The sequence below is a fragment of the Paenibacillus sp. plas6 genome (assembly GCF_057221655.1).
In genome coordinates this window covers 3,263,109-3,282,754 of the sequence record NZ_CM170151.1, presented here as the reverse complement: position 1 = coordinate 3,282,754, position 19,646 = coordinate 3,263,109, and the positions used below count along the sequence as shown (strand labels likewise).

The following is a 19,646-nucleotide window of genomic DNA, read 5'->3' as shown; positions in this document are numbered from 1 at the left end:
TAGAGCCTCCTTATTTCCCATTATAATGATGATCATCCTCAATTAATCGGCTCTCCTCATTAGGACAAGTTGTCGTGAACATCTATAAACACTATTATATAACTACAAAAAGAAATCAAAAAAGCCCATTAGAGAAGTTCTCTAATGAGCTACGCTTGTATGTACTGGTGCCGGTGAAGGGACTTGAACCCCCACTCCCTTGCGAGAAACGGATTTTGAGTCCGTCGCGTCTGCCATTCCGCCACACCGGCTTATTCTCTTTTCTTTGCGCCCTATTTCAGCTAGCAAAGATGGCGCGGCCTAAGAGATTCGAACTCCTGACCTTTTGATTCGTAGTCAAACGCTCTATCCAGCTGAGCTAAGGCCGCATGTTCTTGCTTGTGATTTGTGGAGGCGCCACCCAGATTCGAACTGGGGGTAAAGCTTTTGCAGAGCTCTGCCTTACCACTTGGCTATGGCGCCAAATTAATTATGGAGCGGAAGACGGGAATCGAACCCGCGACCCTCGCCTTGGCAAGGCGATGCTCTACCGCTGAGCCACTTCCGCATAGTTAATATTGTTTATAAATAAATGGCTGGGGATCAAGGATTCGAACCTTGGAATGACGGAGTCAAAGTCCGTTGCCTTACCGCTTGGCTAATCCCCAGCGTCATGTTTTAATGGGGCGATCGATGGGACTTGAACCCACGAATGCCGGAGCCACAATCCGGTGCGTTAACCACTTCGCCACGACCGCCATATTCTATTAATCTTCCTTTGGCAGGGGCAGCAGGAATCGAACCCACACCAAAGGTTTTGGAGACCTTTGTTCTACCTTTAAACTATGCCCCTATAGGAATGGTGGGAGATGATGGATTCGAACCACCGAACTCGTCAGAGAACAGATTTACAGTCTGCTGCGTTTGGCCACTTCGCTAATCTCCCTTACAATGGTGCCGCCTAGAGGACTTGAACCCCCAACCTACTGATTACAAGTCAGTTGCTCTACCAATTGAGCTAAAGCGGCATATGTAATGAATATCATGGTGGCTCGGGACGGAATCGAACCGCCGACACGAGGATTTTCAGTCCTCTGCTCTACCGACTGAGCTACCGAGCCCAATCGTTGTCGTAGATGGCGGAGCTGACGAGATTCGAACTCGCGATCTCCTGCGTGACAGGCAGGCATGTTAGGCCTCTACACCACAGCTCCATACAACAAAAGGGACTTCTTTTTTTTGGTTGCGGGGACAGGATTTGAACCTGTGGCCTTCGGGTTATGAGCCCGACGAGCTACCGAACTGCTCCACCCCGCGGCATTAAACTTCTCCAACTATGTTTGTCCGAAATTAATCGGAATATGGTGGAGGATGACGGGATCGAACCGCCGACCCTCTGCTTGTAAGGCAGATGCTCTCCCAGCTGAGCTAATCCTCCGTAAAACAATCAATTATTATGTTCATCACCCGTTCGGTGTGACTCAAATAATATATCATGATTTTCAATTGAATGTCAAGGATATTTTTAAAATTAAATAGTTCAATTTATTTTAATACCTACTTCATCAAATCATCATATGTAAATTTACCCAGATATAAGCATCGTTTTTAGAATTCTGATATAATAATTCACGTTATTTCTTAATAAAAGGAGTTTTTTATGAACAATACCATTTCTACAAAAGACATGATTGTTATCGGTCTTATGCTTTTTGCTCTTTTCTTTGGAGCAGGTAATTTAGTTTTTCCTGTAATGCTTGGGCAATTATCAGGAACAGAGGTTTTATCTGCAACGATAGGCTTTTTACTTACTGGCGTTGGCTTACCGTTGCTCGGTGTTATTGCCTTTAGTTTTTCTGGTAAACCAGACCTGCTTTCTTTAGCGAGTCGCGTCAATCCGATTTACGGAGTCATTTTTACAACTACTCTATACCTAACAATTGGTCCATTGTTTGCGATGCCTAGAACAGGAAGCGTATCGTATGAAATCGCAATTAAACCGTTTGTTGCTGAACAAAATAATACAATTGTATTGCTTATTTTCACAGTTTTATTTTTTGCAATAACCCTGTTTCTTTCTTTAAGTCCATCAAAAATGATTGATATTGTTGGTAAGCTTCTTACACCGTTGCTGATTTTATTTATCGCTATTTTAAGCATTGTTGCTTTATTTAACCCGCTTGGCTCTTTGCAGCCTCCACAAGGAAAATATCAGGCTGATGCACTGTTCCAAGGTTTCCAAGAAGGATATTTAACGATGGACGCGCTGGCAGCATTTGTATTCGGGATAATCGTCATCAATGCAATTAAGGAAAAAGGAGCAAGCACTAAAAAAAGCCTGCTAATAACTGGTGTGAAATGCTCATTAATCTCTGCTGCATTTCTTGCAATTATTTACTCGGCCCTTTCCTTTATCGGAGCAACGAGCGTAGAAGGAGTAGGCTATCAGGAAAATGGCGGACAAGTGTTAACACAAATTTCGCAATATTATTTCGGCGTATACGGAAATATTATTTTAGGAGTTATTGTGTTGCTTGCTTGTTTAACGACAAGTATTGGACTAACAACAGCATGCTCTAGTTACTTGCACAGATTAATGCCTCGTCTGTCATATAAGACGTACGCTGTTCTGTTATCAATTATTAGCGCATTACTTGCAAATGTTGGCTTAACTGAGCTTATTGAAATTTCCGTACCTGTACTAACGACTATCTATCCATTAGCAATGGTGCTGATGATATTAACTTTCCTTCATCCATTGTTTAAAGGTAAACGTGCAATCTATTGGTTTAGCTTAGCCTTTACTTTTATCGTAAGCATTGTTGAAGGTTTAGATAACTCGATTTTGAAAGTTGAAGCACTGCATGATTTTTATAGTTCATATGTACCAATGTACGATATTGGACTTGGCTGGCTTATTCCAGCTTTTATTGGGGGCTTGATTGGCTTTGTTTGGCCAAGCAAATCACAAGTCGATGTAGCTACAGAATAGTTAAACTTCAAAGGCGTTGAAATGGAATGAGATGAAATGATCATTCCACGCCCACATGTTAAGACTTCTTAAATCTATATAATAAAGCCCACTGCTTAACCTAGGTGCTGCATTTTCCAAAGAGTGTAAAAAACTTTTAAGGAACAGCACCTTTTTAGTTAGCAGTGGGTTTTATGGGTATTATACTATTGTTTTATACTAGACTATTTCATTCGAGAAAGAAGAAATACAAAATATGGTGCACCAATTAGTGCCACAACAACTCCTGCTGGCAAACCATCTGGATAAGCAATATTTCTGCCAATAAGATCTGCAAGCAGTAATAACCATCCGCCAAGTAGAATCGATACAGGTATAAATCTTTGTGCTCTTGGTCCAACAAGCGCTTTAGCAATATGCGGTCCTAGCAAACCAATAAACGATATGCCTCCAGTGACTGAAACAGCAGCTGTGGCAAGAGAAATTGCAGCTAATAGCAATAGTCCTCTCTCGCGATTTAGCTTTGCTCCTAAACCAATAGATGCAGCATCACCTAAGCTAATTACATTTATCGTATTCATTTTATAGAAAGTAAATGGAATAAAGACAATTAGCCATGGCAACAATGCTGCAATATATGGCCAATCAGCTCCCCAAATATTTCCTGCTAGCCATTTCGTAACAAATTGTACCTTCTCATACTCCGCTGAAGCAATGAGAATGACCATAATTCCAGATAGTGCCATTGAAATCCCAACACCGGTCAAAACTAATCTTGTTGGACTAAACCCAATATGGCGCTGATAAGAAAACAGATAAATAATTGCAACAGTCAATAAGCCGCCTAATAATGCAACTAGCGGGAAGATTAAAGCATATTTCTGTCCTACTGGTGCAAAAAAGTAATATAACGTAATCGCTACACCAGCTCCTGAATTAATGCCAAGTAAGCCTGGTTCAGCAAGTTCGTTTTTTGTAATGCTCTGCAATATCGCCCCAGAAAGAGCTAACGCCATTCCTGCGAGCAACGTTATCAACATTCGCGGCAGACGAATGGAAAATAAAATCGTTGTTTCTTTTGTCGTTCCCTCACCTAGTATGGTAGGAATTAAACGATCAAAGGCTAATGATGCATGACCGATTCCCATTCCTAAAATAAACGTAATAACGATAAGTAAAAATAAACTCAATACAATCCATAATTGCTTTATACTCTTTTTTCTTATTACATTCATGCTGTTCCACCTCGCTTATTTACAATAAATAAGAAAAATGGAACACCGATAACGGCGACAATAGCTACAATTGAAGTTTCATAAGGAGCATTGATAGTTCTTGCAACCGTATCCGCCGCTAGTAAAAATATTGCTCCTAACATTGCTGAAATTGGAATAATCCGTTTATAGTCTACCCCTACCAGCTTTCTTGCAATGTGCGGAACCATTAATCCTACAAACACAAGATTACCCGCTACTGCTACAGATGCACCTGCAAGAATAATAATAACGACAAATAAAATAGCTTTAACTATAGACGTTTTTTGACCAAGGCTTGTCGCTACTTCTTCATTTAAACTTAATATTGTAACCTGCCTAGAAAGTAAAATCGCAATAAGTATTCCTAAAACGATAATTGGAACAAGCAATTGCAACTGGCTCCAATTACTTCCAACAAAGCCTCCTGATGTCCACATCGAAACATCTTTAGCGACACGAAAGTTAATCGCTATCCCTTCCGAAACTGCAAAAAGAAATGCCGATACCGCAGCTCCTGACAGTACTAAGCGAACAGGAGAAAAACCATTTCTTTTCATTGCTCCAATAGCAAAGACAAGCATTGCACCTAGAGCTGAACCTACGAAACAAGCAACCAGCATAGATATAAACGAGACTTGAATGGCAAATGCCATTGTGACAGTAAGTGCTGTATTCGCTCCTGCCGTCAAACCTAACAAACCTGGATCAGCTAGCGGATTCCTTGTCATTCCTTGCATTATCGCACCAGCAACAGCAAGAGCAGCTCCAATAAATAGAGCTGCTAGTTCTCTTGGTAATCTGATCTCACGAATAACTAATATTTGATCATTTACTTTATTGGTGAAGAGCGCTTGTAAAACATTACTCAGCGATATATCAGCTGCACCTAAAACAATAGATGCAACAAAAATGAGCAGGAGCAGCACCAATAACCCAAACGTGATTAAAGTATTCGTTAAAACTTGATTTTTCATAGATCATTTAATTCCTTCAATAAAGAAGTGAAGCTGATATTCAAGCGTAACAGGATCATCAAAGTAAAATTGTGCTGCATCTGCCGTTAACACCCGATTATTTTTAACCGATTCAAGATTTTTATAGGTTTCTGTTTCCAAGAATGAGTTATCTGCAGTGCTAGATTTACTAAATACAAGAAAGTCGCCGCCAAGCTGTGGCAATATTTCAGGAGAAATCGCAGAATAACCTGCGTCTGAAACTAGCTTATTTACTTCATCTGTTCTTTTTAGCTTCATAGCATCATATAAAATTTCAGTTCCACGCCCATAATTATCGCCAAATACATAAAGCTCTTTATCCCAGCTCTCAATAATTGTTACAGTAACATCATCGCCAAGTTTAGCGCGTATATCATTGCCTGCTTGAATCGCTCGGGCTTCAAAATCTTCTACCCACTCTCTTGCTTCCTTCTCTTTATTTACGATTTTCCCGATTTCAATTAAACGAGAAAGATAGGTTTGTGAAGAATATGTCAAACCAAGTGTAGGAGCAATCTCACTTAACTGCTTTAAGTTCGTTGCATTATCTTCTGCAATAATAAGATCTGGCTCTAGCTCTATAATTTGCTCTAAATTATCTGGATTTACTTCTGCTACTCCTTCAAGATAATCTGCCATAAGTGGATTTTCATAAGTATAAGACTCTACCCCAACTACTGGTGCTCCTAAAAACAAAGCATGACCAGCATATGACCCGCTAAGAATAACAATTCGTTGCGGATTTACTGGAATTTCAACCAATCCTGCTGCCGTCTCATATGTCTTGGTTTCACTTTGCGCAATGTCATCATTTTGAGTATTCCCTCCATTTTGGGAAGTTGATGAATTTTGCGTTGATGTGGCATTTTTCGACGAATTTGAATTGGAATTGCTGCTATTGCTGCAAGCAACTAATGCAAGACATAGAATTAAAAATAAAGCTACTACTGTTTTTTTCATTTCCTTAATCCCCTTTAACTCCTTTTAAGTAAATATTAATGATAATCATTATCAAATAGTTTAGCATTTATTGAATATATTGTCTATACGGTAAAAATAAACTAGGACGCTCGCTAAAACTGTTTTCTCCTCCGTCGCCTTTTGGGCAAAGTCGTCGAAAACAGTTTTAGCTCGCTTAGTAAGTAAAAACCTTCGCGCTATAGCTTTTTTCTCCTCCGTCGCCTTTTTGGGCAAAGTCGTCGAAAAAAGTTTTAGCTCGCTTAGTAAGCAGTAAGTAAATAGTAAAAAAACTCCACCGATGGACCGAGGAAGCGGCTTGCATTGCCTCATTGGTCTGTCGGTGGAGTTTTAAGCGTGCATTGGAAATTAAGTTATTTATATCGAATTCAAACTATATATTTACGCAAGTTGCACAATAACCTCGATCTCAACTAGTGCATCTTTTGGCAGTCTTGCAACTTCAACTGCACTGCGGGCTGGATAAGGTTGTGCAAAGAAGCTTGCATATACTTCATTTACAGTTGCAAAATCATTCATATCCTTTAAGAATACAGTTGTTTTTACAATATCATTCATGGTCGCCCCTGCTGCTTCAACGATTGCTTTTACATTATTCAAAGATTGTTTTGCCTGTTCTGCAACACCTTCTGGAAATTGACCTGTTGCTGGATCAAGCCCTAGTTGACCAGATGTAAACAATAGGTTGCCGACCTTTACAGCTTGGGAATAAGGACCGATTGCTTGTGGCGCATTATCTGTATGGATTGCTTGTTTCATTGTTCATTACCTACCTATTCTTCTAATATAGTGCTTTGCCTTTCATTATATCCTATTTTTGGGCGTACGAAAAATAAGCGGCGCAATAATAATTGCGATTAATAAAAAAAGACCTAAGAAAAGAAACCAGCCATATTCCTGTAGCCATAATGGATACTTTTTCAATTTTTCAAATACAATTCCGCCTAAAGTAGGACCGATAAATCCAGCAATCCCTGTAATCGCTGAAAACACAGCAATGTAAATCGGACGAGCCGCTTTAGACGATGAACCAATCATAAAAATAAAAATCTGTTGATTATAGCCGCCTAGACCAATGCCTAAAAAAATGAACACTAGCACTAACACAAGCAATTGTGGCAAAATGTTTAGAGCACTCCATAATAAGGCTGCTGCTGCAATAAACGGTAAGGAACCAATTAGTAAAGCTCGATCACTCCATCTGCTAGAAAGCAGCCCGCATATATAGAAGCCTGCCATCGAAGCAACCGTTTGCAAGATTACTAGATTAGCTACCGTTTGATAAGGTACTTGTAAAATATCTAGCATCACATAAGAGAAAAATGGATGTGTCATCGTCATAATAAATGTCCAGACTGTTAAAAAGATTAAACCATTGCGAAAGCTTACATCATGAAACGGCTGAAGAACGAAAGCACCAAGCTTCATTCCCTCATTTTTCTCAAATTGTGGATTAGGATACTTTATAAAATAGATAATGTTCATCACTACTGTTATTGCTGCCAGACAAAACATAATATTAAAGCCTGTAGCACCTTGATAATGCTCGAGGATGATCCCTGTTAGATAAAGCCCTGCACTATTGGCAGCATTTGTAATGACATTGCGAACGCCAAAATATTTGCCACGAACCTCTGATGGGACCATATCAGAAATTATCGAAGTCCATATTACTCCTAAAAACGCGTTTATAGCACTAAATAAAAAGAAAATGATAATAAATGAGATAAGCCATAATTCCTTAGGAAATATGAAAGGAATTGCTCCTGTTGATATTCCTACCAAGCGATGAACAGTACCAAGAATTATGAAAGCGCGTTTACGATGAATAAGTTTTTGCATGTACATTGCTGCCAAAACTTGAAGCAGATTAGCTAATGCTGGAATAGCCAACACAAGACCAATCTGGGATGAAGTCGCTCCCAAATAAAGCAAATATGCCGTTAGAAACGGACCAGAAAGCATGGTAAGCAATAGAACTGCCCATATTCCTTCAACAATAGCAACCTGCATACCTGGGGTGAAGGAAGAATTACCTCGATAATTAAAGCGAAATTTATCTGCTAAAGATCTCCACATCTCCAGCACTCCTTTTCTACGCTGTCCGAATTAAATTACAAATATGCTGACATTTTTACATGCGGGATGCCATCTTCCATATAGGGCTCAGATTCTACGACAAAGCCAACTTCCCCATAAAAGGCAGTTAAATGCTGTTGTGCAGAAATTGTGATTTGCTTACCTCCCCAATGTTTTTCGATAAATTCGATTCCTCGTGACACCAATTGCTTTCCATAACCTGTTCCGCGCAGCTCAGGAGCAATAATTACTCTGCCAAGCGAATAGCAAGGATAGCTAACACCTTGATTTAAAATTCGTAAATACCCTAGTAATTTTCCTTGATCATTTCTAAGCATTAGATGGAAGGCATCAAGATCCTTATTGTCGCAATCACTATAAATGCTCTGCTGCTCAACAACAAAAACATCAGTACGCAGCTTTATAATTTCGTACACTTCCAAATTGCTTAATTCATTAAAATGCTTTATACTCCAGTTCATGCTGACTAACTCCTTCAATCCGCTTGATTTAACTAAATTAACTTTATCTGCTGCTTTTTGCAATCACTTTCTCTCCACATCATACAACGCTTTTTATAAAATGAAAATCCGCTTTAAAAAATATTTTTCCTTCATTTTTGCGATAAGTAATTTCATCACGTATACTTAGAAAAAATAGTTTTTGGTAGTGTCAAAAGTTCTATGAAAACTCAATAGGTGTTCGGGTCGTCTCCCATTTGTTGGGTGGAAAGGCCACGCAATCGCTCTTGACAAACACGCCAATGGTTTGACTCTACTTTAACAAGGGCGACGGGGACAAAAAGAAGGCATGCTAAATAGCCCTTGGTTTTTCCATTTTAAACCATTGGCTAGTTCGGTTTGTCAAGAGTTCGCTCCGCCGATTGCTCGTTTTTACTTCGGGCTCTGCTAAACCAAAAAGTTAGGCTGGTTGTTGTTCGTTAATCCATTGTTGTGCTAAAGCGATCAGTTTAGTCCATCTCGCAGGCATATTCGGGAGCTGCAGTAACTCTGGATTAAGCACTGGCACCTTACCTTCTAATGCAGAATGAGGCCTTAAAAAGTTAAAGTAAGCTACAAACAGGGTCACAAAAGAAACAGATCCTTGTTCGGATCCAAACCCGTGTGTTGAACGATAATTGCCTTTAAATGTGCGATTTAGTCTTTCGATAACTTGTTTGAGATGCCTATACTCCGTTGACACAGGATCTTCATTGGTAAGTCCAATAACCTGCTTGATGTCGAACTGAATATCGTGTTGAGCGAAAAAGTGCTGAGCTAAGAGATAAATCGGATTGCCATCCACCACAAATGTAAGATCTTTAGGAATCTCTTTCAGTTTCATTAAGACATCATCAATGGCACGGATTGCTGACACTGTATCCCGATTTGGCGATACTGGGTAAGACAAAATAATCTTTTTTACCGCATCAAAGAAGAAAAACAAGTAATGCCAACGCCCATTCACCTTGATGTAGGTTTCGTCTCCACAGAACTGGTCAGAAAGTTCGTAGGGATAATAATCTACGTAAGGCTTAAGTATTAGGGCAACTGCATTCTCATAATTTAAAATACTTTGATGCGATATGCTTACCCCATGTACATCTTTCATGAGTGCAGCTGTTTTACGGGCCGAAAGTCCATAGTTGACATGATAGGTTAAAATGAGCCCCAAAGTATGTGGCGACGCATACAGCCTGGATAAATCAACCTTGGGCTTTTTGGGGGAAGACTTAGACAATGGCTGAAAATCGATGTGAAACTGCCGGAAAATGTATCTTAACTTAAAGGATTGAGGATCTTTTTTAAACTGTCTCTTCTCTTTCGAAGACATACCATTTAGTTTCTTTTGGTAATAGGGACAATCATTATTTTTACACTTGAACACGTTAAAGTCTTTTCGCTCTTTGATTTTTTCAAGAGTCTTAGAACAATGAGGACACTTTAAAATGGCCTCTTTCAAATAGCGGCTCTTATCATTAAACAGACAGGAACATACCTTACATTGATACTGTCCTTTGCCCCCATTATTGGCATAAAGATAATCCGATGGAGCACCACACTTCGGACAGTTCATAGATTTAGGTACAGTCGTCTTTGCATTCAAACGCCTTTGAACAGGCTTTAGATGTTTACCGTTTTTCTCTAGGTATTCTGTTAGAAGGATTCGATAATCAAGCTTCTGAAGAGTTTCGTTGATCGGAAGATCATCCACCTGAAGCTTACGATATGGTTTATTGATTGGCTCTTCTTTAGGTTTATCAAACATGTTTTTACCGATAAGAAGAGTAAGTAAAGTTTTAATAATTTGATCTTGGTACTTGATAAATTCAAGTAAATAGGTTAATAATTGAGGATACAAACTTGTCACTTCCTAGTTGTTTGGGATTAAGTGTTCGGTGTGGTAACCTTACTTTTAACCTAAAACTATGGGGGTGGCAAGTTTTTTGCTTTCCGAGACTTATATATCAAGGAAAACCCTCAATTATATATATAAAGTTTTTACAATACGTAGTTTTTTTCAGGAGTGGATTTATGAAACAGCTTTTTTCCTTTATGAAGGCTAAGCAACGATTAATCGGACTTGCCCTAATCAGCTTCCTTATTTTTATTTTTGGCTTAACAACAGGCTGTAGCAATATACAGCTAAATCTAAACAGTAACAATCATGAAACAGCGATAAACAATGCTTCCGAATCTGATAGTGCGAATAATTTAACAACTTTTGCTGAAGTCTCGGCCTATATTCGCGAGCATGGCAAGTTGCCGGACAATTTTATAACGAAAAAGGAAGCTGAGGCGTTAGGCTGGGTACCATCAGAAGGTAATTTGCATGAAGTAGCCCCTGGAAAAAGCATTGGCGGGGATCGGTTTGGAAATCGCGAAGGCTTATTGCCAAAGAAGCAAGGAAGAATATGGTATGAGGCAGATATTAACTATCAAGGCGGCAAACGAAATGGCGATCGTATCGTCTTTTCAAATGATGGTTTAATTTATATGACTACCGATCATTATCAAACTTTTACGGATATTACGGAGGGAATGCCTGAATGAAGCAAACGATTAAATTAATACAATCAGAAATTCCCTTATATCCCTCCACACATCATTATTTAGCCAGCAAACTGAACTTCCCCTCGCATTATGGTCACAATTTAGATGCACTGTGGGATTGCTTAACTGGTGAAATCGAACTGCCGCTCACAATTGTTTGGGTTAATGATACTTTAAATGACACAAATGACTCTAAAATTGAGGATAATGAGTACAGTACATTTATTTCATTATTTAAAGAAGCTGCAGAGGAAGTTAACGGCTTATGTTTTCAGTATGTAAATCAATCAGCAGAAACTGATTTAAGCTCGTAGCAGTGAATAAGTGAGCAACTATCAGACATACAAAGCTTACGGCAAAAAAATACGAGCTAAAAGAGATCGAAAGAGAAGGAAATTCAGGCTATCTCGTCGATCTCTTTTCTTTTGCCAAATTTATGAATAGGTGCATAAACTATTGAATATTTATACAGTATGTTGTATTATTATTCGTATTGATGGGAGGTTGATGAAAATGTCATTACCTTTAATACAACTTGAAAAGTTATCTTTGCAGCATTGGCCTGCTTTAAATACCGAATATATGGACGGTTGGAAGCTGCGTATGGCAAATGGCTATACAAAGCGAGCAAATTGCGTTAGTACAATTGAACATATGATTAACAGAACGTCACAAAGCATGTTTATGAATATTGCTAACTGTGAATATAAATACAGTGCAGTTAAACAACCAACTATATTTAAAATTACTCCTTTTTCTGAGCCGCAATTAGATGAACTGCTTGCGCAATTAGACTATGAGCGAATTGATCTTTCGCTGATGCTAACGTTAAGCCTTGAGCAGCTTTCTCATGAAGTTCCGAAAATCAATGAGCAGCTTAAGGAGCAGCTTAGTTTAGAAGTTGAGGAGCATATTTCTTTGCGCTGGTTAGAGCAATATTGTCAATTAAGCGGTGTTGATCCTCGCCATATTCCAACGATGATTGATATGATTGCCGCTATGCCAGGTCAAGTCATGCTTGCAAAATGTAAAGTAGATGATGAAGTGGTGGCGCTTGCGATGGCTGTTGTAGATAAAAATACTGTCGGGATCTACGATGTAATTACTGCTAAAGCTTATCGTAATAAAGGCATCTGCTCTTATTTGCTATACCACTTATTAATGAAATGTAAGCAAGCAGGGGCAAGCACCAGCTACCTTGCTGTATTAGATAGCAATGAAGCTGCCAAACATGTTTATTTCAAATTAGGCTATCAAGTAGCTTATCAATACTGGTATCGTATCAAGCAATAAGCGAGCTATAATAAACTTTCTATTTAAAAGCAAAAGGTGCAGTCTACTGCAAACTGAAAGCATTCAGTTTTGCCGCCGCTGCACCTTTTTACATCTAATTGCTTCAATATTACTTATAGTAGCTTAAACAAAGCTAAAGGATTATTGCTGCCTTAAAAAGAGCAATGTTGTCCCCATTATCTCCTTCGCTTGTTCATATAATCTTGTCCCACGAAACGCATCTATAAACGATGATAGCAATGCATTTATAATATGAATTTTAAGCGTCTCCCTTTTCAGCTCCTGTATTAATCCTTCGGTTAGCTCAAGTTGAACCTGGGTTAGCTTGTAGTTAACGATCAGCTGTTCAAGTTGTTCAACTACTTCTTCACAGCTTATGATTTCTTGATTAATTTCCGATCTAATGAAGGAAATTTTATCCGGATCAAGTACTGCAGTACCGTCATGAATTAAGCTGTTAATAATTAATCGCATATAGTGGAATACTGAGTTTACTATTTGCTCTGGCATAATGCTTCGCTGATGGGTAACCCTTGCAGCAAACATTAAATTCTGCTGCGCACCGTAATAAATAATGGCTGCTTCAATTGCATATGGTCTAAGTTCATCACCAAAAACCTCAACCAAGCGACTAGCCAGCCATTCAATTTCCTGAAGTCGATAATTCATTACGACTTTTTTTAGTTCTTTGTCTCCAGAGTGCATAATCTCTTCAAATAGGCCAGCTATTCCAAGCTGCTCATGTGTTCGTGTAAACATACAAACTTGCTGAACAAGAACATTTAAGTCTTCCGCATTATTTTTAAGTAACAATTCTTGTCGTTTTATTGTTGTTTCTTGATAAGCTTGTTGTAAAATTGCAGTTACACATTCATTTTTAGATGAAAAATAATTATAAAATGTTCCTTTTGAAATCCCTGAACGTTCAATAATATCTTGAATCGAGGTTTGTTGTATCCCTTTTTCTAAGAAAAGTGCTTTCGCATGATCGACAACTATTTTTTTGCGCTTATTCATTTGCGTCCCCTTATAATCATTGATAGCCTTAGTATACCCATGTCTAAGTCAAATTTTCAAGGGATTTGGACACAAAGTATAAAAAACTTGAAATAAATAAACCAATGATTTAAAATCATCAAGTGACTTAAAAATAAAGAGAGATAGGAGCGACTAACATTATGAGCGAAACATTACAGCAATTAAAAAAGCCACCATACTTAATGATTGCAATTTTATTTTTTGGCGCCTTCGTTTCGTTCTTAAACAACTCATTAATGAACGTTGCGCTGCCAACGATTATGGTCGACCTAGGAATTGAAAGCTACGGCACAATCCAATGGTTATCAACAGGCTATATGCTTGTAAGTGGTGTCCTTATTCCTGTGTCTGCCTTTTTATTAATGAAATTTACGAACCGCCAATTATTTCTTACTGCAATGTCAATTTTTACGATTGGTACTGCGGTGGCAGCAATTGCCCCAAACTTTGGTACGCTGCTAACAGGTCGAATGATTCAAGCAGCAGGTTCTTCTGTTATGTCACCGTTACTTATGAATATTATGTTAATTAGCTTCCCGCGCGAAAAACGCGGTGCAGCAATGGGTGTTTTCGGATTAGTTATGATTACTGCTCCGGCACTTGGACCTACCTTGTCAGGATACATTGTTCAATATTACGATTGGCGCCTGTTGTTTGAAATGATTTTGCCGTTTGCTATTTTAAGCTTAGTGCTTGGTTTATTTAAACTGCAAAATGTTATGCCAACTTCGCCTACATCTTTAGATTATTTTTCAATTGTACTGTCTACGCTTGGTTTCGGCGGTATTTTGTACGGCTTTAGTACAGCAAGTACAGATGGCTGGGATGACTCCATCGTTATTACAACGATCGTTGTCGGTATTATCTTAGTAGCCCTGTTTGTCATTCGTCAATTTAGAATTAACGTTCCTTTATTAAATCTTTCTGTTTATAAATATCCGATGTTTGCCTTGAGTTCAGTAATCTCAGTCGTAAACTCTGCTGCGTTATTTGCGGGAATGATTTTAACACCAGCTTATGTGCAAAATGTTCGAGGGATTTCAGCATTTGATTCCGGATTAATGATGCTTCCTGGTGCGCTTGTTATGGGGATTATGTCACCAATTACCGGTAAATTATTTGATAAATTCGGACCTAGAATTTTAGGTGTAACTGGTTTATTGATTACTGCGATCACAACTTATATGATGACAACTTTTGAAGTTGATACGACGTATACCTATATTATTACCCTGTACTCCGTACGAATGGTTGGTATCTCAATGATTATGATGCCAATTATGACAAATGGTCTTAACCAGTTGCCAACTCGACTTAACCCGCACGGAACAGCCGTTAACAATACATTAAACCAAGTTGCCGGTGCATTAGGTACAGCCGTATTCGTTTCATTAATGAACTCTCATGCCAAAGATAGTATCAACGAGAAACTAAGCCAAGTTGATCCAAGTACACTTACAGAAATCCAACAAGCTCAAATTCAACAGCAAGGATTGCTTGATGGTATTCATTTTTCTTTTATGATTGCTGCACTAACATGCCTTGTCGCTTTAATTTTGACACTGTTTATGAAGCGCGTTGATGTAAGTAAAGAAGCATTAGCTAAAATTGAGGCTGATGATTTGGCAGCAGCTACTAAATAAATACCTACTGTTTAAATTCTGCTCATTAAGCCTATTTGAATAGCTGTAGAATTTAAAGACAAACGGAATTATTAGAAGCAAACCTTCCAGCTCTTGTTATCGCAGCAGCAGTTGTCCGCCCAATTAAAACTTTGGTGTTAGGATGCAGTTCCATGCTCGCTTAACAAGAAATGGTCGGTTTGCTTATTTAATTAGTCAATACATTTTACTTCGGAAGAAATACAACATCTCCGTTAAAATAAACAGTATACTATAAATGATAATATAAGGTTTAAGTCTTTCTTTTTTTCCTTTTAAATAAAGAATTTCTAAGAAAGCAATCACACCAAATATTAAAGCGATGAGTATCATTGTAATTCCTCCGTTTTTTTCTTCTTATTAGAGCCTCGAATAAGATCAACCACATAATAAAGCAATGGCAAACATTCGATAACATATAAGCCGTTCGTTATATTGATATTATTAAACAGACTCAATTGCAGAGGAGATTTTGCTACCATAATCGCCGCAACGCCTGTTAATATTACAAGCGGATAAACAAGGGATTCCTCGTGCTCTAGCTTAAAGAGTTCGCTCAAAATTTGCGCGCATATTAGCAGCATAAAGCTTAATTTAATAAAGATCGTAATGATCCATAAGGTAATAATGATCGGGTCCATCGTTTCTAAATAAGAACCGCTAGGAATAAGACGAATCATCTCCAGCTCAGGAAAGTTTAAATTGGCAGCTAGATCAGGTCCAAGCACTAAAATAAGAATGCACAGATGAACGCAAACTAGCAAAATTACAATCGACTTCAGATATATAACTGTTCTTTTCGTTAACTCCTTCTTATTTAGATAAGGATAGATATATACGATAAACGCCACTTCGCCAAAAATTGATCCCATATAGTAGCCATCATCCCAAGCACTTCGGAAATTAAAATGGGTAATTAAACCCTCCATCATAAACCATTCAACATTCGATTGCACTAAAAATGGGATAATGATAAACGATAGCATACTTATATAAAACAAGCCTTCCGCAGCTCTAAATATCGTTTTCACCCCAAAACGTGCAGTATAGGCTATACATAAGCAACTTAAAATAATAACAATAAATGGAGGCGTATCTAATAGATAAAACTGTAAAAGGAAGTCCTGTGTTTTCCACAAATCAAGCACAGTAATCCATAAATTGATCAGGATGACACACATCATTAATGGGTAATGAACCCAGCGTGAAACAATCTCAGCGCCGTAAGCCGCAAAATGCTCATCCGGACGACGCTGAACAAATTTAAGATTTAATAAAACAATGAGCAAGGCGATGCAGCCACCAATGATGGCTCCATAAGGTGCATTAAATCCGCCCTTTAACAGCACTGCTCCTGTAAAAAAGGCTACGATCGTCGCTATCATATTGATTACGAAAAATTTAAGCACCTGCTTTTGTGTAACAGATATGATGTCCATTGCTAGCTACCGCCTTCCATCTTAACTTCCTTAAAAAAGTTATTAAATGAACGTACGTTTGACCCTTTACGACGTAAATTAACGACGTTATCCACTTCAATATTAAGTTGATCACGATAAAAATCTCGCCAGCTAGACTTTAACTTATTCCATTCGTTCGGATATTTCACGCTAAAGTAACGATCGAAGTGAAATACGTCAGCTCCGGTTTGTTGCACAACCTTTACTGTGTCAGCGATCAAATTATTGAGAAATTGTTCTATTTGCTTTTCCATCATCATGGTATGCTCAATGCTTGAAAAATCGATCATTGAATTATTTGAAAGGACTACGATTTCCGAAACAGGTCTAATAATCACGCTAAATTTTCCATCTTTTTTTGTAATATGTGTTTTTTCATTCACGATTGTGCTGTATAAGCCGACAGGTTTTTCATCTATTGGTGACGGCACACTAAAATAATATTGTCTTAGCTGATCGCGAACACTTTTAGCAGCTGATGCCTGCAAAGGAGTAAGGAGTGGTTTTACCAATTTACCTTCGCGAAAAATTCCAGCACCGCCTGTACCAACTGTTGATGCAGTTTCATCCGATGAACCTTCGGATACTTGCGAAAAATTGATAATTGGAATCACTGCATCACCTCCGGTTGTTTTAGAGATGATTAGATCTCGAATCGTCGTCTGTAAAGAGGTCCATTGTTCCACATATTTATTTAAAATCGTTACGACAAAACGCTCAGATACGATCGTCGCTTTCGAAATTTCCTCCTTGGCATTACCGTCAACCATAAATATATTCGTATTTAGCCGCATATAAGGGTTATTTGAAAAAAACTCAACAATCGGCATTATCCCGCTTTCAGCCATAGTCCTTCCGATAACAATATTGCGATTTTGTCCAAAGTTTGCTTTACGTGACAGGTCCCCCTGCACCTTCTGCAATGCATCCTCAATCGTTGATGCCCTACGGCTAAAATAACCAAACAGTTGTCCGCCTGAGGAACCACCTACATCGCCAACAGCCATATTGTTCGTTAATGGTACGCCTAAAGTTATCTCTATTTGATCATCCACCTTATCGACAATAATGACACTGACAAAAGCTACATCATTTAGTTCCTGAGACGACCAGCAGCCAGTCAGTAAAAAGGTAAATAATAAAGCGAGCAGCATTACTCTTACTTTTTTCACGTTTGCTCCTCCTCTTTTGTCCAGCCGCGTATGTCTTTGCTATCCTCTTTCTGTCTATTTTGTAATGCAAAGGTTGGTTTATTTTTCAGCTTCCACCATGGAAAACGAACAAAGGTATCTTCCATTGAGCTGAAGCTGCTTGGCGCAAGTGGTGATAAGAAAGGCACCCCTACAGATTTAAGATTGAGCATATGCGTATAAATTAAAATTAAACCGCATGCGATGCCAAAAATACCGAGAAAGCCTGCAAGCAGCATTAATGGAAAACGAAGCAGACGTAACGTTAAACTCAAATCATATCCAGGGATTATAAAGGAGGCTACCCCTGTAACCGATACAATGATAACCATTGCTGATGATACGATCCCGGCTTGCACTGCAGCAGTTCCGATAATAAGCGCCCCGATAATTGATACCGTCTGTCCAATATACTTTGGAATACGTACGGACGCCTCACGCAATGCTTCAAAGGAAATTTCCATAATAAACGCTTCAAGCAAAGCAGGAAACGGAACGATTTCTCTTGCCGAAGCTACAGAAATAAGCAAGTTAAACGGAATCATTTCTGCATGAAAAGTAGTAACTGCTATATAAAAAGAAGGAAGCATAAGTGAAATAAACATAAAAAGAAAGCGAATCATCCGAATAAAGCTTGTCGCAATAAAGTTTTGGTTATAATCCTCCAAGGACTGCATTTTCATCATTAATGTTGCTGGCGCCAGCATCGCATCTGGAGAGTTGTCGATTAGAATTGCTATTCTGCCTTCTAACAGAGCTGCACTTACAACATCAGGACGTTCTGTATGCTGCAATTGTGTAAACAGACTTTTCGGATTGTCCGAGATTGCCTCCTCAATTTGTGTAGCAGCGATTAATCCATCGGCTTCGATATAATCAATTCTTCTTTTAATTTCAGCAATTAATGATGGCTTACATACTCCTTCCAAATAAGTAACAACAAGTCTAGTTGATGTATACTTTCCTATCTCAAACTGCTCTGTTTTCAAATGATGACTTTTTACTCTTCTGCGAATTAAGCTAATATTCGTTTGCAAATCTTCAACGAACGCTTCACGCGGACCCCGTATAACTGTTTCATTCGGTGCTTCTTCAATTCCCCGCTTCTCAAATTTGCTAAACGGCAAAATTAAAAATCGTTCGTCTCCTTCAAAGAAAAAGATTCCTTGACCATTGAGAATGCTTTTTCTTGCCTCTTCCCCATCCTTTTCCCAGCGTATTTCAGTAACTGGCAAACGATTCAGTGAATAAAGATATTGACTTAGCTCCTGCTTCGTATAAAAGTTGCGCTCTAGCAGTGGCTTGAGCACATGTAGTTCTGCTTGGGCAATATCAAACATTCCATTCGTATAAATAAGCATTGCTTCTATGCCTGCAATTCCAATCCCAGCATTCAGCGTCATATTATGAAACACAATGTCCGAGCAGCGATCAAATTGCTGCTTAAACCATTGCTTGCGTGGTTCAAGCTGAGTCGTGCTTTCATATGGAATTTCTTGCATAGCTAAAGCTGCTTCCTCTTTATAGTCAGATTGCTTCTGTTCATTGTACTCTTTGCTACTAGACTCATTTTTCGTAATCCCGCTGCGATTTGGGCTATCTTTGCTAGCCCCGCTTTCGCTTTTCTCGCTTTCACTAGCCTCGTTGCCTAACCGCTGATTGTCCATTTCAACTTTCACCCTTTCATAGCCAA

Annotated in this window: 16 protein-coding genes and 13 tRNA genes; 5 read left to right on the top strand and 24 right to left on the bottom strand. The window is 38.6% G+C overall.

Annotated elements, in window-relative coordinates; genetic code table 11:
• Positions 1–165: 165 nt before the first annotated feature.
• The 13 genes from AC2TDL_RS14580 to AC2TDL_RS14520 form a co-directional block, all read right to left on the bottom strand.
• A tRNA-Leu gene (locus tag AC2TDL_RS14580) sits at positions 166–251 on the bottom strand.
• A gap of 40 nt (positions 252–291) precedes the next feature.
• A tRNA-Arg gene (locus tag AC2TDL_RS14575) sits at positions 292–368 on the bottom strand.
• Positions 369–388: 20 nt separating this feature from the next.
• Positions 389–462 (bottom strand) — tRNA-Cys (locus AC2TDL_RS14570).
• Between the two features lie 10 nt (positions 463–472).
• Positions 473–547 (bottom strand) — tRNA-Gly (locus AC2TDL_RS14565).
• A 25-nt stretch (positions 548–572) separates the two neighbouring features.
• A tRNA-Gln gene (locus AC2TDL_RS14560) sits at positions 573–647 on the bottom strand.
• 14 nt (positions 648–661) lie between these two features.
• A tRNA-His gene (locus tag AC2TDL_RS14555) sits at positions 662–737 on the bottom strand.
• Positions 738–758: 21 nt separating this feature from the next.
• A tRNA-Trp gene (locus tag AC2TDL_RS14550) sits at positions 759–832 on the bottom strand.
• Between the two features lie 7 nt (positions 833–839).
• Positions 840–925: transfer RNA gene (locus tag AC2TDL_RS14545), tRNA-Tyr, on the bottom strand.
• Between the two features lie 6 nt (positions 926–931).
• A tRNA-Thr gene (locus AC2TDL_RS14540) sits at positions 932–1,007 on the bottom strand.
• 17 nt (positions 1,008–1,024) lie between these two features.
• Positions 1,025–1,100, bottom strand: a tRNA-Phe gene (locus AC2TDL_RS14535).
• A 16-nt stretch (positions 1,101–1,116) separates the two neighbouring features.
• Positions 1,117–1,193 (bottom strand) — tRNA-Asp (locus tag AC2TDL_RS14530).
• 26 nt (positions 1,194–1,219) lie between these two features.
• A tRNA-Met gene (locus AC2TDL_RS14525) sits at positions 1,220–1,296 on the bottom strand.
• A 45-nt stretch (positions 1,297–1,341) separates the two neighbouring features.
• A tRNA-Val gene (locus tag AC2TDL_RS14520) sits at positions 1,342–1,417 on the bottom strand.
• Positions 1,418–1,639: 222 nt separating this feature from the next.
• Here AC2TDL_RS14520 and brnQ point away from each other — a divergent pair.
• Entirely contained in the window at positions 1,640–2,971 is a 1,332-nt protein-coding gene (gene brnQ, locus AC2TDL_RS14515; RefSeq protein ID WP_484696803.1) for a branched-chain amino acid transport system II carrier protein, read from the top strand.
• 203 nt (positions 2,972–3,174) lie between these two features.
• Here brnQ and AC2TDL_RS14510 read toward each other — a convergent pair whose 3' ends face one another.
• The 7 genes from AC2TDL_RS14510 to AC2TDL_RS14480 all read right to left on the bottom strand — a co-directional run bounded on the left by AC2TDL_RS14510 (position 3,175) and on the right by AC2TDL_RS14480 (position 10,619).
• Positions 3,175–4,185 (bottom strand): FecCD family ABC transporter permease, encoded by a 1,011-nt coding sequence (locus AC2TDL_RS14510; RefSeq protein WP_484696802.1) that lies wholly within the window; start codon positions 4,183–4,185, stop codon positions 3,175–3,177.
• Positions 4,182–5,180 carry a FecCD family ABC transporter permease gene (locus AC2TDL_RS14505; protein ID WP_484696801.1) on the bottom strand — a complete coding sequence of 333 codons (999 nt, stop codon included), beginning with the start codon at positions 5,178–5,180 and terminating at the stop codon, positions 4,182–4,184. Before AC2TDL_RS14505 ends, AC2TDL_RS14510 begins: the two co-directional genes overlap by 4 nt.
• Before the next feature lie 3 nt (positions 5,181–5,183).
• Positions 5,184–6,161, bottom strand: a complete 978-nt coding sequence (locus AC2TDL_RS14500) for an ABC transporter substrate-binding protein (protein WP_484696800.1) — start codon at positions 6,159–6,161, stop codon at positions 5,184–5,186.
• A 399-nt stretch (positions 6,162–6,560) separates the two neighbouring features.
• Positions 6,561–6,938: a RidA family protein gene (locus AC2TDL_RS14495; protein WP_484696799.1), complete on the bottom strand. Its 378-nt coding sequence runs from the start codon at positions 6,936–6,938 to the stop codon at positions 6,561–6,563.
• Between the two features lie 45 nt (positions 6,939–6,983).
• Positions 6,984–8,258: an MFS transporter gene (locus AC2TDL_RS14490; RefSeq protein ID WP_484696798.1), complete on the bottom strand. Its 1,275-nt coding sequence runs from the start codon at positions 8,256–8,258 to the stop codon at positions 6,984–6,986.
• A gap of 35 nt (positions 8,259–8,293) precedes the next feature.
• Positions 8,294–8,803, bottom strand: coding sequence for a GNAT family N-acetyltransferase (locus AC2TDL_RS14485; protein ID WP_484696797.1), 510 nt, complete (start codon positions 8,801–8,803; stop codon positions 8,294–8,296).
• A gap of 376 nt (positions 8,804–9,179) precedes the next feature.
• The gene (locus AC2TDL_RS14480; protein ID WP_484696056.1) at positions 9,180–10,619 is read right to left on the bottom strand and encodes an IS6 family transposase; all 1,440 of its coding nucleotides are present in this window, start codon (positions 10,617–10,619) and stop codon (positions 9,180–9,182) included.
• A gap of 173 nt (positions 10,620–10,792) precedes the next feature.
• Here AC2TDL_RS14480 and AC2TDL_RS14475 point away from each other — a divergent pair, with 173 nt between their 5' ends.
• The 3 genes from AC2TDL_RS14475 (at position 10,793) to AC2TDL_RS14465 (ending at position 12,604) form a co-directional block, all read left to right on the top strand.
• Entirely contained in the window at positions 10,793–11,311 is a 519-nt protein-coding gene (locus tag AC2TDL_RS14475) for a ribonuclease domain-containing protein (RefSeq protein ID WP_484696796.1), read from the top strand.
• Positions 11,308–11,625, top strand: a complete 318-nt coding sequence (locus tag AC2TDL_RS14470; protein WP_484696795.1) for a barstar family protein — start codon at positions 11,308–11,310, stop codon at positions 11,623–11,625. Before AC2TDL_RS14475 ends, AC2TDL_RS14470 begins: the two co-directional genes overlap by 4 nt.
• A gap of 199 nt (positions 11,626–11,824) precedes the next feature.
• Positions 11,825–12,604: a GNAT family N-acetyltransferase gene (locus AC2TDL_RS14465; protein ID WP_484696794.1), complete on the top strand. Its 780-nt coding sequence runs from the start codon at positions 11,825–11,827 to the stop codon at positions 12,602–12,604.
• A 141-nt stretch (positions 12,605–12,745) separates the two neighbouring features.
• Here the strand turns inward: AC2TDL_RS14465 and AC2TDL_RS14460 are convergent, their stop codons facing one another.
• Positions 12,746–13,621, bottom strand: a complete 876-nt coding sequence (locus tag AC2TDL_RS14460) for a TetR/AcrR family transcriptional regulator (protein WP_484696793.1) — start codon at positions 13,619–13,621, stop codon at positions 12,746–12,748.
• 161 nt (positions 13,622–13,782) lie between these two features.
• Here AC2TDL_RS14460 and AC2TDL_RS14455 point away from each other — a divergent pair, with 161 nt between their 5' ends.
• Complete coding sequence (locus tag AC2TDL_RS14455; RefSeq protein WP_484696792.1) at positions 13,783–15,285, top strand: DHA2 family efflux MFS transporter permease subunit; 1,503 nt, start codon at positions 13,783–13,785, stop codon at positions 15,283–15,285.
• A 347-nt stretch (positions 15,286–15,632) separates the two neighbouring features.
• On the opposite strand, the gene AC2TDL_RS14450 is transcribed toward AC2TDL_RS14455, so the two are convergent.
• From AC2TDL_RS14450 to AC2TDL_RS14440, 3 genes are read right to left on the bottom strand one after another with little or no spacing between them, the layout of a single operon-like run.
• A complete protein-coding gene (locus tag AC2TDL_RS14450; RefSeq protein WP_484696791.1) occupies positions 15,633–16,742 on the bottom strand; it encodes a GerAB/ArcD/ProY family transporter in 1,110 nt (369 codons plus the stop codon).
• 2 nt (positions 16,743–16,744) lie between these two features.
• Entirely contained in the window at positions 16,745–17,935 is a 1,191-nt protein-coding gene (locus AC2TDL_RS14445) for a Ger(x)C family spore germination protein (protein ID WP_484696790.1), read from the bottom strand.
• On the bottom strand, positions 17,932–19,620 hold the full coding sequence (locus tag AC2TDL_RS14440; protein WP_484696789.1) for a spore germination protein: 1,689 nt from the start codon (positions 19,618–19,620) through the stop codon (positions 17,932–17,934). The genes AC2TDL_RS14445 and AC2TDL_RS14440 overlap by 4 nt, the downstream gene beginning before the upstream one ends.
• Between the last annotated feature and the right edge of the window lie 26 nt (positions 19,621–19,646).